12 protein-coding genes and 3 tRNA genes are annotated in these 12883 nt (G+C 48.3%); 12 read left to right on the top strand and 3 right to left on the bottom strand.

Going from position 1 to position 12883, the window contains the following annotated elements; translation table 11 throughout:
- Window position 1: 1 nt before the first annotated feature.
- The 12 genes from C170_RS07655 to C170_RS07600 all read left to right on the top strand — a co-directional run bounded on the left by C170_RS07655 (window position 2) and on the right by C170_RS07600 (window position 10786).
- Window positions 2-80 (top strand) — tRNA-Leu (locus tag C170_RS07655).
- Between the two features lie 7 nt (window positions 81-87).
- Window positions 88-161 (top strand) — tRNA-Pro (locus C170_RS07650).
- A 10-nt stretch (window positions 162-171) separates the two neighbouring features.
- Window positions 172-242 (top strand) — tRNA-Gly (locus C170_RS07645).
- Window positions 243-638: 396 nt separating this feature from the next.
- Entirely contained in the window at window positions 639-2504 is a 1866-nt protein-coding gene (gene iolD / locus C170_RS07640) for a 3D-(3,5/4)-trihydroxycyclohexane-1,2-dione acylhydrolase (decyclizing) (RefSeq protein WP_036608001.1), read from the top strand.
- 53 nt (window positions 2505-2557) lie between these two features.
- Entirely contained in the window at window positions 2558-3460 is a 903-nt protein-coding gene (gene iolE, locus C170_RS07635; protein ID WP_036607999.1) for a myo-inosose-2 dehydratase, read from the top strand.
- 198 nt (window positions 3461-3658) lie between these two features.
- A complete protein-coding gene (gene iolC, locus C170_RS07630; RefSeq protein ID WP_036607996.1) occupies window positions 3659-4669 on the top strand; it encodes a 5-dehydro-2-deoxygluconokinase in 1011 nt (336 codons plus the stop codon).
- Window positions 4670-4768: 99 nt separating this feature from the next.
- Window positions 4769-6244: a CoA-acylating methylmalonate-semialdehyde dehydrogenase gene (locus C170_RS07625; protein ID WP_327196628.1), complete on the top strand. Its 1476-nt coding sequence runs from the start codon at window positions 4769-4771 to the stop codon at window positions 6242-6244.
- A 69-nt stretch (window positions 6245-6313) separates the two neighbouring features.
- The gene (gene iolG, locus C170_RS07620) at window positions 6314-7366 is read left to right on the top strand and encodes an inositol 2-dehydrogenase (protein ID WP_036607993.1); all 1053 of its coding nucleotides are present in this window, start codon (window positions 6314-6316) and stop codon (window positions 7364-7366) included.
- Window positions 7367-7478: 112 nt separating this feature from the next.
- Complete coding sequence (gene iolB, locus C170_RS07615) at window positions 7479-8285, top strand: 5-deoxy-glucuronate isomerase (RefSeq protein WP_036607990.1); 807 nt, start codon at window positions 7479-7481, stop codon at window positions 8283-8285.
- Window positions 8286-8414: 129 nt separating this feature from the next.
- Window positions 8415-9422, top strand: coding sequence for a LacI family DNA-binding transcriptional regulator (locus C170_RS07610; protein WP_036607987.1), 1008 nt, complete (start codon window positions 8415-8417; stop codon window positions 9420-9422).
- 330 nt (window positions 9423-9752) lie between these two features.
- Complete coding sequence (locus C170_RS07605; protein WP_036607984.1) at window positions 9753-10280, top strand: hypothetical protein; 528 nt, start codon at window positions 9753-9755, stop codon at window positions 10278-10280.
- Window positions 10277-10786, top strand: coding sequence for a GNAT family N-acetyltransferase (locus C170_RS07600; protein ID WP_051447063.1), 510 nt, complete (start codon window positions 10277-10279; stop codon window positions 10784-10786). The genes C170_RS07605 and C170_RS07600 overlap by 4 nt, the downstream gene beginning before the upstream one ends.
- A 148-nt stretch (window positions 10787-10934) precedes the next feature.
- On the opposite strand, the gene C170_RS07595 is transcribed toward C170_RS07600, so the two are convergent.
- From C170_RS07595 to C170_RS07585, 3 genes are all read right to left on the bottom strand, one after another.
- Window positions 10935-11294: a hypothetical protein gene (locus tag C170_RS07595; RefSeq protein ID WP_036607981.1), complete on the bottom strand. Its 360-nt coding sequence runs from the start codon at window positions 11292-11294 to the stop codon at window positions 10935-10937.
- Between the two features lie 260 nt (window positions 11295-11554).
- On the bottom strand, window positions 11555-12394 hold the full coding sequence (locus C170_RS07590) for a DUF4261 domain-containing protein (protein ID WP_081745884.1): 840 nt from the start codon (window positions 12392-12394) through the stop codon (window positions 11555-11557).
- Between the two features lie 76 nt (window positions 12395-12470).
- Window positions 12471-12827, bottom strand: a complete 357-nt coding sequence (locus C170_RS07585) for a DUF1304 domain-containing protein (RefSeq protein WP_036608019.1) — start codon at window positions 12825-12827, stop codon at window positions 12471-12473.
- Window positions 12828-12883: the final 56 nt, after the last annotated feature.

The following is a 12883-nucleotide window of genomic DNA, read 5'->3' as shown; positions in this document are numbered from 1 at the left end:
TGCCGGCGTGGCGGAATGGCAGACGCGCTCGACTCAAAATCGAGTGGGAAACCGTGGAGGTTCGAGTCCTCTCGCCGGTATAGATAACGGGATGTAGCTCAGCTTGGTAGAGCACCTGGTTTGGGACCAGGGGGTCGCATGTTCAAATCGTGTCATCCCGATTGTTGTTATGCGGGTGTAGTTCAATGGTAGAACTTTAGCCTTCCAAGCTAATAGCGTGGGTTCGATTCCCATCACCCGCTTTATATTTTGAAAAAGAAAGAGACGGTACTCACCGTCTCTTTCTTTTTTTTTTGCATTCACAGGCATATTGACCATGATTGTATACGAAGATCATGAATTACATAGCTGATTAGCATGTACCAACATGTATCCCATCCTCACGATATATTCCCCTCTCTTTTAAGTCTGTCCTTAGTCATTGTGGAAGTGTTCAAATAGAGAAGGTCTAACACATGTTCGAACACAAGAATATCTTTTCTTTATCACAATTTATAAAAACGCTTACAAAAATAGCTTGCGTAAATCAGTAACCTGTAATACCATATCAATTAAGCGCTTAACCTTTAGGGGTAAGGCGCTTAAACTTAACTTAGATTAAGCGCTTAACCCGTAAAGGAAAGGACGGCGATCAATTCATGAATACAATTCGACTAACGATGGCTCAGGCACTGCTTCGATACCTGGATCAGCAATATATCTCGGTTGACGGGGTGGAAACCAAGTTTGTGAAGGGAATCATCGGTATTTTTGGACATGGCAATGTAACAGGCATTGGAGAAGCGCTGGAGCGCAGTCCGGGAAGCCTGACGTATATGCAAGGCAAGAACGAACAAGGCATGGTGCATACGGCAGCGGCTTATGCCAAGCAGAAGAACCGTAGACAGATCTATGCATGTACTACATCCATTGGACCTGGTGCTTTGAATATGATTACAGCGGCAGCTACCGCAACGGTGAACCGGATTCCGGTTTTATTGCTTCCAGGAGATAACTTTGCTACACGGGAACCAGACCCGGTACTTCAGCAGTTGGAAGTGAGCAGTGATTATACAATCTCAGCCACTGATCCATTCAAAGCCGTCAGTAAATACTGGGATCGCATCGTTCGTCCCGAACAGTTGATGATTGCTGTTACACAGGCCATGCGTGTGCTAACCGATCCAGCAGAGACGGGAGCAGTAACGCTCGCATTGCCGCAGGATGTGCAGGCAGAGGCGTACGATTATCCAGAATCGTTCTTTGCCCGCAAAGTACATTATCTGGATCGTCGCCCCCCAGTACAGGCAGCCATTGAGCGGGCAACGGAGCAGATTGCCCGAGGCAGGAAACCGCTGCTCGTTGCAGGCGGCGGTGTGTTGTACTCTGAGGCGTCCGTTCAACTCGTGGAATTCGCCGAGGCATTTGGTATTCCGATCGCCGAGACGCAGGCGGGCAAGAGCGCAGTTTCTTGGGACCACCCACTAAATGTGGGGGCCATCGGGGTTACAGGTTCTCTAGCAGCCAATAGGCTGGCGAGAGAAGCAGACGTTGTGATCGGCGTCGGTACGCGGTTCTCGGATTTTACGACGGCGTCCCGCTCTGCTTTTCAACATCCGGAAGCTTCATTCATCAACATTAACCTGAATGGCATGGATGCCGCCAAGTTAGGCGGGGAAGCCATTCTGGCAGATGCACGCGAAGGATTGCAGGCTTTGCAGAAGGAATTGCAGGAAAGACAATACCGAAGTGCATATGGCGCATCCGAAATCGCTGATCTCCGCGCTGAATGGAATGCAGAAGTGGATCGGCTGTATGCAGCTCAACATGAAGCAGGGCTGGCACAGACTACAGCAGTTGGCATCGTTAACCGGACCATTGATCCATCTTCCGTTATTGTGTGTGCGGCGGGCAGTCTGCCAGGCGATCTGCATCGTCTGTGGCGTGCGGCTGAACCAAAGACGTATCACATGGAGTATGGATTCTCCTGTATGGGGTACGAGGTAAGCGGAGCGTTCGGAGCAGCACTTGCTGAGCCGGATCGTGAAGTGTACGCCATGGTGGGGGATGGCAGTTATCTGATGCTGCATTCGGAGTTTGTGACCAGTTTGCAGGAACAGAAGAAGATGACTGTCCTATTATTCAACAACAATGGATTCCAGTGTATTCATAATTTGCAGCGGGAACACGGTAGTGACGGGTTCGGCAATGAGTTCCGTTATCGGGAATCCGAGAGTGGACGACTGACCGGGGATTACATGCCAATGGACTTTGCTGCACACGCCCGAAGCATGGGAGCCAAATCCTATAGAGCGGAGACAGCAGAACAGCTGGAACAAGCACTCCGAGATGCGAAGAACGAAACAGTGAGTACGTTGATTGAGATTCCGGTCGTGCCTGGAACCAACGCAGGTGGATACGAGTCATGGTGGAATGTGGGTGTACCTGAGGTATCTGCCGAAGAAAAGGTAGTTCATGCTCATCACACGATGCAAGCCAACCGTGCCAAAGCAAGACCGATTTAATCCGGTTTAATATAGTGAACCACAATGTTGAACGACAAAGGAGACGTGGAGCAATGAGCAAGCTGCCATTTCAGCTTGGGATTCATCCGATCAATTGGGTCGGTGAAGATGTGAAAGAGCATGGTGATGCGACAACGTGTGCACAGATTCTGGATGACATTCAGCGTCTTGGGCTGAGAGGTACAGAGATGGGACGTAAATATCCGACTGACCCTGCTATATTGCGTGAGGAATTGAGCAAAAGGAATATCAAGTTGGTCTCTCAGTGGAAATCGGTACTGTTCTCCGATCTGGCGTATCGTCAGTCGGAGCTGGACAGTTATCGCAGACATGCGGAGTTTCTGCAATCCATGGGCAGTAAGGTGATCAGTACGGCGGAGGTAGGCGGGTCACTTCATTTTGATCCAAGACGAACTCCGAATGAAAAAGAAGTGCTCAGACTCAGCGAATCTGAATGGCATATTCTTGCTGAAGGGTTGAACGAAGCAGGAGCTATTGCTCGCGAACATGGGTTGAAGCTTACGTACCATCATCATGGAGGCACAGTGGTAGAGCAACCGGATGAGATTGATCGACTGATGGAGCTGACAGACCCTTCTCTCGTGTATCTGCTCTATGATACTGGTCATGCCTACTATGGCGGAGCCGATCCACTTGAACTGCTACGCAAACATTATGATCGGATCGCCTATATCCATCTGAAAGATACCCGCCCGCATGTGCTGGATGAAGCACGCGCGGAGCAGTCTGACTTTGTCGGTTGTATTCGTAGAGGAGTGTTCACCGTACCAGGAGATGGATGCATTGATTTTGCACCAATTCTGCAAGAACTGATCACACGAGGGTACGATGGCTGGGCGATGCTTGAAGGAGAGCAGGACCCTGCGATTCATAACCCGTACGAGTATGCCAAACGCTCCTTGAACTATATGGAGTCCTTATACCAACACAGCTGATTTGTTCAGCATTGCAGCGGTCAGAGGCCAAACCCATGAAGTGAAAAGGAAGAAGGCTAGCAAGAGTATAACGTTACGATTGGAAAATAAAAATGACTTACTCTAGCCGTTTACGAGTTCTTACGATGGAATGAGTAACTAGTCTAGATATCCATATACAACATGGAAAATCCCACTACAGAAAGGGGCTCACATGCAATGACTTACGTATCCTTTCCGGTATCCAGGAAGAAGGATTTCACCGCCATTGGTCGCTTGTGCATCGACTTGAACGCCAATGAGATCAATCGCCCGATGGAAGAGACGATGACGTTCACGAAGTATGTTGGCGGCTCTCCGGCCAATATTACGATTGGCATGTCCAGACTGGGTATGGAGACGGCTTTTATCGGTAAGATCGCGGGTGACCAGATGGGCAGATTCATCCAGAGTTATTTGGAGAAGAACGGCATCGACACATCAAATGTAGTTACAGATGACACTGGAGCGGTGACAGGGCTTGCTTTTACCGAAATCAAAAGCCCAACGGATTGCAGTATCCTGATGTACCGGGACAATGTAGCGGATCTGTTACTACAGGCGCAAGAGGTACAAGAGCAGTTGATTGCTGACTCCAAAGTGCTGCTAATCTCAGGCACAGCCCTCGCGCAGAGCCCATCCCGTGAAGCCGTATTACAGGCAATAACGTATGCAAAAAAACATGGCACAGTTATTGTGTTTGATCTGGACTATCGCCCATACACATGGACATCAGATGAAGAGACAGCGGTCTATTACAACCTTGCAGCCGAGAAATGCGATATCATCCTCGGCACACGTGAAGAGTTCGACATGATGGAGACATTCGATCACAATCCGGATCATAGCGATCAAGTAACTGCACAGAAATGGTTTGATTTCTCAGCGAATATTGTAGTAATCAAACACGGGAAGGAAGGATCCATTGCTTATACGCGTGAAGGGCTTTCCCATCGTGCGGACAGCTATCCGGCAAAAGTGGTCAAAACGTTCGGCGCAGGCGACTCCTATGCGGCTGGGTTCCTGTATGGATTGATGCAGGGCTGGACAATTGAGCGCAGTATGGCGTATGGCAGTGGCGCAGCAAGTATCGTTATTTCAAGCCACAGCTGTTCGGATGCAATGCCAACGGTCGAACAGGTAAATGACTACATTGAACGTTGCAATCGGGGCGAGATCACCGTGTCTTGAAGCTCGTTGCAATACTTTGAATAACACACTCATACAGATCAACATCAATCATATAAGTTCAACATAAGGGATCACACATAAGCGAAGGGAGACAGGGCTATGGGAAAAGGAATTTCTGAAGCGTCTGCAACAGCGACAATGGTACAAAACTGGATCGGAGGTGCCTGGGTAACCCCAGCGTCAACTCGCACGGAGCCAGTGGTGAATCCGGCTACAGAAGAGGTTATTGCACATGTGCCATTGTCCGAACAAGCGGACGTGGATCTGGCGGTTCAGACAGCACGAGAAGCGTTCAAATCCTGGAGCAGCACACCGGTTCCACGCCGTGCACGTATTCTGTTCCGCTACCAGCAGTTGCTGGTTGAACATTGGGAGGAGCTCGCCCGCCTGGTAACGCTGGAGAACGGTAAAAGTTATGCCGAAGCGTATGGCGAGGTATTGCGTGGCATTGAATGCGTCGAGTTCGCGGCTGGTGCCCCGAATCTGATGATGGGCAAACAACTGCCTGACATCGCTACAGGACTGGAGTCGGGCATGTACCGTTACCCAATCGGTGTAATTGGGGGGATTACCCCATTCAACTTCCCGATGATGGTGCCGTGCTGGATGTTCCCGCTGGCTATTGCGTGTGGTAACACCTTTGTCTTGAAGCCGTCCGAGCGCACACCGCTGCTGGCAGGCCGCCTGGCAGAGCTGTTCAAGGAAGCGGGGCTTCCTGACGGCGTGCTCAACATCGTTCACGGTGCGCATGATGTCGTGAACGGGTTGCTGGAACATAAGGATGTTCAAGCGATCTCCTTTGTCGGATCACAACCTGTAGCTGAATACGTCTACACCACTGCATCCAAGCATGGCAAACGGGTACAGGCACTGGCTGGTGCCAAAAACCACTCCATCGTTATGCCAGACGCCGATCTCGATCTAACCGTGAAAGAGATTACCAGTGCAGCTTTTGGTTCAGCAGGGGAGCGTTGCATGGCATGTGCGGTTGTTGTAGCTGTGGGTGAGGTGGCTGACGAACTGGTACAAAAGCTGGTGGAAGCGGCAGACCGCATTACCATTGGTAACGGCATGGATGAGGGCGTGTTCCTCGGTCCTGTCATCCGTGGACCACATAAAGAGCGTACACTCAGTTACATTGAAGCCGGAGAGCAGGAAGGCGCGGCATTGATTCGGGATGGACGTAAGGATCAGGCGACAGGTGAATCCGGTTATTTTGTAGGGCCAACGGTATTTGACCAAGTTGATAGCAATATGAAAATTTGGCAGGATGAGATCTTTGCTCCAGTACTCTCGGTGGCAAGAGTGTCTACGCTGGAGGAAGCCGTTGAGCTGGCGAACCGTTCTGATTTTGCCAACGGGGCGTGTCTGTTCACCCGCAGCGGAGCGAGTATGCGTCAATTCCGTGAAACGATTGATGCGGGCATGTTGGGTATTAACCTGGGCGTACCTGCGCCAATGGCATTCTTCCCGTTTTCCGGTTGGAAAAAGTCCTTCTATGGTGATCTACATGCCAATGGTACGGATGGTGTTGAATTCTACACTCGCAAGAAGATGGTAACGGCGCGCTGGTAACAACCAGAGCATCACTCGGGCTAAGGGGAACGCCCAGCCCATATGGACGCACATAGGGAGGATAACGGAATGGGCAAGGACAAAGTGAGAATTGGCATCATCGGTGCTGGACGGATCGGCAAAATTCATGCAGACAATCTCCTGCGTAACCCGCATGCCGAGATTGTGGGAATCAGTGACTTATTTGCAGGTCCTGAATTGGAGGCTTGGGCCTCCAGTCGTGGCATCCCTGTTGTAACAACGAACAGCAGCGAGTTGATCTCGATGCCTAATGTAGACGCGGTGCTGATCTGTTCTTCAACAGATACACATGTGCCGCTGATCGAACAGGCCGCCCAGGCGGGCAAACATATCTTCTGCGAGAAGCCGGTCAGCATGGATCTGGCACAGACCCAAGCGGCTGTAGCGGCAGTTCAGAAGGCTGGCGTGAAGCTACAAATTGGATTTAACCGCCGCTTCGATCACAACTTCAGACGGATACGTGCGCATGTGCAGGATGGTACGATTGGTGATCCACATATTATCAAAATTACGTCTCGCGACCCGAGTCCGCCTCCTGCGGAGTACATCCGGGTGTCTGGCGGGATCTTCATGGACATGATGATCCACGATTTTGACATGGCCCGTTATCTGTCCGGGAGTGAAGTGGAAGAAGTGTACGCTCAGGGCAACGTGCTGATCAATCCGGTTTTTGCGGAACATGGTGACGTGGATACAGCGATTGTAACGATGACTTTTGCCAATGGAGCGATTGGTGTTATTGATAACAGCCGTCAGGCAGTATACGGATACGATCAGCGTGTTGAAGTATTTGGCTCGAAGGGCAGCGCCGCAGCGGCGAATGATCATCCAAATACGGCTGAGATCAGTACAGCGGCCGGGCTTATGCGCGACAAACCGTTACACTTTTTCCTGGAACGCTACAATGAAGCATATGTACAGGAGACAGCCCTCTTTATCGATGCAATCATTCATGATACACCGGTTATCGTTGATGGCCACGATGCAGTACAGGCAGAACGAATTGCACTGGCAGCAAAAATGTCCATGGAGCGGGGAAGACCTGTGAAGCTGAGTGAAGTCCCTGGGGTGTCACTGGAATCGCAAACGGCAACGCCATAGGTGGATGATTAAAGTCACTTTTTTCTAATAGAGCGCAAGAATGGTCCAAGTTTTTGTTTTTTTATAAGTATCAGGTTGTTGTGGACGACTACAGAAAGGAGTGGATGGCAAGATGTCAGAACGTATTGTGAAACCCGTGGTCAACCCGGAGGGAGACGGTACACTTATAAACGTAACACCGGAGTCGGCGGGGTGGGAATATGTTGGCTTTCAGGTAGCGAAGCTGGCGGAGGGGGAGACGCTAACCCGTGAGAGCGGTGATCAGGAACTCTGTGTGGTGCTTCTCAGTGGTTTCGCCAATGTAAGTACCCGGGAGCACACATGGGATAATATCGGAAAAAGAATGAGTGTTTTCGAGAAAATACCTCCGTACTCGGTCTACGTCTCAACTTCCGATCAAGTGCAGATCACAGCACGTACCGAACTGGAAATCGCTATATGTGTTGCACCCGGTAAAGGAACGCACCCGGCTCGTCTCATTGCACCCGAAGATGTAGGGGTAGAGGCGCGAGGGTATGGTAATCTGGAACGCCAGATTCACAACATTTTGCCGGAACAAAAGGAAGCAGACAGTCTGCTCGTTGTTGAGGTATTCACACCAGATGGGCATTGGTCTAGTTACCCGCCACATAAGCATGATCGGGACGCACTCCCGGATGAATCTTTGCTGGAAGAAACGTATTATTTCCGTGTACAGCCTGAGCAGGGGTTTGCCATTCAGCGTATATACACGGATGATCGTTCTGTGGACGAGACGCTAGCAGTGAAAAACGGTGAAGTGGTGCTTGTTCCGGACGGATATCATCCGGTAGGCGCTCCTCCGGGGTATGAGGTCTACTATCTGAACGTGATGGCTGGACCAACCCGGACCTGGAAATTCCATAACGATCCTGACCATGAGTGGTTGATGAAAAAGTAAAGCAGTTCATGCTACGCACATTGTGCTGGCTTCAAGTTGCGTATGCAGACTTCCCCCTGCATAATGAGAAGAAGAGAACAATTATCTATGTATAACGAAATTTATATATAGCACAAATGGGGAAAAACAATGAAAGCAACCATATACGATATAGCACGCGAGGCGGGGGTATCCATTGCAACCGTCTCGCAGGTCATTAATGGCAAAGGCAAGATCAGCGAGAAGCGGCGCGCCGAGATTATGGAGATCATGGAACGCCTTCATTATCAACCCAGTGCGATCGCAGCTGCACTTACAGGGAAGCAGACGTATACATTGGGGCTGCTCGTACCGGACATCTCAAACCCGTATTTCGCAGAACTCGCCAGAGCCGTGGAGGATCGAAGCCGTCAATTGGGTTACAGCGTGGTCATCTGCAGTACGGATAATAAGGACGAGCGGGTAGAGCGTTACCTGAATCTGCTTCAGCAAAAAAGGGTCGATGGCATGATGATCGGAACCGGGATCGATAATGCAGAAATTTTGTCACCCCTCTTGCAGCAGTCTATCCCTGTCGCTTTGATTGCACGTCATATGCCATCCCTGTCGGTTCATACAGTCACCATTGACGACATACTTGGCGGAGCACTCGCAGCGGAGCATCTGCTTGAACTTGGGCACACCCGTGTAGCGGTTCTGTCGGAACCGTCCAAAGTCAGCAGCAGTCAGGAACGTGTACGTGGATTCCGTGAAACCCTGATTAAGGCAGGTCATACGCTGGAACCGAATCAGATCCGAGAATCGGCAGCTGACCTGAGCTCGGCCAAAAAAGAGGCGCTATTGCTGCTCGGTGAGAAGGATCACCCGACAGGTTTGTTCTGTTGTAATGACATTCAGGCCATCGGTGCACTTCAGGCAGCCAAAGAGCTGGGCCTACGCGTGCCAGAGGATGTGTCGATTATCGGATTTGATAATACCATTCTGGCTTCGGTAACCAGTCCACCGCTTACGACCGTTGCCCAGCCAATTGAAGAACTGGGACATCGCGCTGTAGATCTGTTGATTGAAGAGTTAAAGGATGAACAAAAAGAGCCACAGAAGATTGTGCTGAAGCCTGAGCTGGTTATCCGAGAATCAGCAGGTCGTGTATTGAGCTGAAAACAAATAGTTTTCGGTGTACGCTGAACAGACGTGAGGCCAAGTCTACGTGTGTATATTCATGCTCGGGATAAGGGTTATTGTCTTACCACGTTCTGAATAGCTAATAAAACAATATAACAAAGTAAACAAACAAGCCGCGCTCACCCTATGGGAGAACGCGGCTTGTTTGTTTAAATCTTCAATTTTAGTGTAGCCCAAAAACGTCATCGTAATTGAGGGACCAGAGATAAGAAATGACATTGGAACAGAAGGAGTGAGATGTTATACTGGGATATATCAATAATTACCAATTTATATGTTTTATGTAGATCTAGAGAGGGGATTGGGATGAGTAGACAAATCAAGATGATTATGGGTATCTCCATAATTATTGTTTTTTTAGCTATTGCAGTGCGTATGTATACCTCTGGTCAATATACTAAGTATATCCCCAGCAAACACACGACGTTTCGAGCAGAGGTCACAAATCATATGACGATGCTGGATACATTGGATCGACTGACGATTAGGAAAATCTCCGACAATGAACCGTATAATGAAGATGATGAAGTGACGATTACAGATCCCAATAAGATTAGAGATATGCTGAAGCTATTAAAGGATGTTGATCTTAAAAGAGTAGGGGAATTCGACGTTTCCGAAAGGAATCCGCATTACTATGAGTGGCGACTTACCATTAATAAAGAAGGTCGCTTTACCGATGGATTTGGACTGACGTTTTATAATGAAAAGTCCATCTCAATCTACAGCGAGGCAAAAACGAGAGACAAATTTGAGGACTACGAGATTACCAATGAGTTTAATCTGAATGAGATGGACCGCCTTTTTGAAAAGCTGAAGGAGGAGCAAACATGACCATCATATCCAACTATTATGTACGCCCTATTGAAGAACAGGATATCCCCTTTCTGTGGGAGATGTTATACGCATCCCTGCATAGAAGAGAAGGTGATGAACCTTTTCCAATCGAAAGTATTCATACTCCCGGACTGTCCAAATACGTTGAAGACTGGGGAAGAGAAGGGGATTTCGGGTATGTTGCAGTTGACCAGCAGGGCAAGAGACTAGGTTCAATAACATTAAGATTCTATACGGATCAGAATGCGGGATACGGTTATGTGAGTGCAGCTACGCCAGAGATGGGGATGGCTGTAACGGAAGATGCACGTGGAAAAGGAGTAGGTACTTTACTGCTTCAGACCGCATTAGATGAGGTTGAACGGCGGGGAATTGCAGCAGTCTCGCTCAGTGTTGACCCGGATAACCAAGCGATTCGCTTATATAAGCGGTTAGGATTTGTGGAGGAGTCCTTAAATGGTACATCAGTAACGATGGTGCGTGTTAGTAAACTTGAATCTTAAATGATGAGCGTTCGGATCACTGGCAAAACTGAGTAAACCACGTGGAACTGCAAAAGAAGAGGCGTTTCCTCATGGGAACGCCTCTTTCTGTGTGCCATGTACAGCATCGGTATCTCTCTTATTATACTAAGTCCGTAGCACTTCAATATTATTTCAACAAAAATGCCAAAGCCTCATCATACGTTTCCCATTGGAATTCAGTCTGGTGCGCGGACTCTTTGGAGATCCGATTCAATTGCATTTTGGCGATCGCACCACCTACGGCTACACTAGCTCGCTTCATCCCCCACTGTGTCAGTAGTTTCTGGTGTTCCACAATTTTCTCTTTGGTGTCCTGAGGGAAAGCCTTCATGTTCCGCATATCTACTAGCACATCAAACGAATTCCCCAATTGTTCCGCTATTCTCTGGATTTCTGTATTCGTTTGTTCGACATGTTCAGGAGAAACAATACCTTCCCAGATAATTTCAATAATAGGTTTAGTTGAATCCAAACGTCTAACAGACATGTAGGCAACTCCTCGATAATAAAATAATATGTAATATATGAGACTATAAGCCTATTAATTATACCTTTTTATAACGAGAATGAAAACTAAATTCATAATTAAGTGGTTCTTATGGACTACTTATTCCTAGGGAAGTTAAATTCAGGGATTGTTATCATATCTTCTTTGGAAGGAAGGTTAAATAGCTAAAAGCCGCCCAGAGAATGAACTCCAGACGGCTTCTATAACTGTAACATGATAAATTGAAAATCCTACGTAAATTAGAAGCCAATCTTCAAACTGTTACCTTCCGTTGCTACACCTTTGGAAAGGGAAATGCTCAGCTTTTGTTCTGCCGAGAAGCCTAGTGTTTCCCCGTCATGTAGTGTGACGTCGTTCTCAACAACATACGTTGTGGTCATGAACATCATCTCAAATACATCGCTTAAGGATTCAGACGATTGCATAATCTCCATCTCTTCTTTTCCAAAGTTACGTAGTCCGTAAGTGTAAGCTGAAGCGGCCTCGGCATTTTGGAATAATCCGATGAAAATCCAGAGCGAGACTGGCAACTCATCATGTTTGATCCCACGGCTGGTTTCGACATACTGACTGGCTTCAACAACAAGTGGGGCCATGTATATGGCAAGCGCGTGATCCAACTGTAACAAAGCACTCGCTGTTTGAGTGAACAGAACATGTCCTTCAATTGCATCTGTTGCGTTCAGAACAGAGACAATAATCTGAGACTGGTGCCGTGAGGTAACTTGCTCCGCTTCTCGCCAAAGGATATTGAGTTTGGCATTCTCCTCAACTTCACGGTCAGGCACAGGCGCGGCAATGTGGGCACATACTACCTGCATTCCATTCACTTCGAAAAAGAGATTGCCCTCCTCTGGGCGTTCTTCAATCTCGATATCCCATTCGTTCTTCATGTTCCTGATGAAGAGGTCAAAATCACAATCCTCACGCTCCAGCAGGACAAAACCCACGATGGTTTCACTGTAATTCGTCGATTCGACAGCACCACCTGCAGGTACTTTCTCCTTTTTGCGCCGCCGAAGCTTGTCAAACAATCCCATGACATGTTCTCCTTCCAATTCCAGAACGATTCTGGTCATTGTACACTGCTATCTATTCACTACCTTACCATAAAGGAGTTAACATGAATCGAAGCAATGCACCATTCGACAGAAATTACAGGAACAGAACGAGCAACAACGCAATGATCGCAGGCAAACCTTGTTTGATAATGATGGAACGTGAAGAAGTTGCTCCCCCATAAAGAGCCGCGATAATCACACACGCCAGGAAGAAAATCTGAATATGCTGTCCAACGGCAGCATCCGGGTATACGAGTCCCCAGATCAGACCTGCCGCAAGAAATCCATTGTAAAGGCCTTGATTGGCCGCAAGGGATTTGGTGGATTTGGCGAATTCCGGCGTGAGATTAAAGGTTTTCATTGTGCGTGGACGAGTCCACATAAACATCTCCATCACCATGATATAGAAGTGTTCGACAGCTACAAGAGCTACAAAAATGATACTAATCAAAGGAAACACCTTGCTTTCTGATATGTAATTTATTTACTTGTCCATCCTAGTATAAA

It is taken from the genome of Paenibacillus sp. FSL H7-689, from assembly GCF_000517905.1.
Classification (GTDB): domain Bacteria; phylum Bacillota; class Bacilli; order Paenibacillales; family Paenibacillaceae; genus Paenibacillus; species Paenibacillus amylolyticus.
Note: the sequence above shows the minus strand (reverse complement) of the source record. Positions and strands in the feature narration are given on the sequence as shown.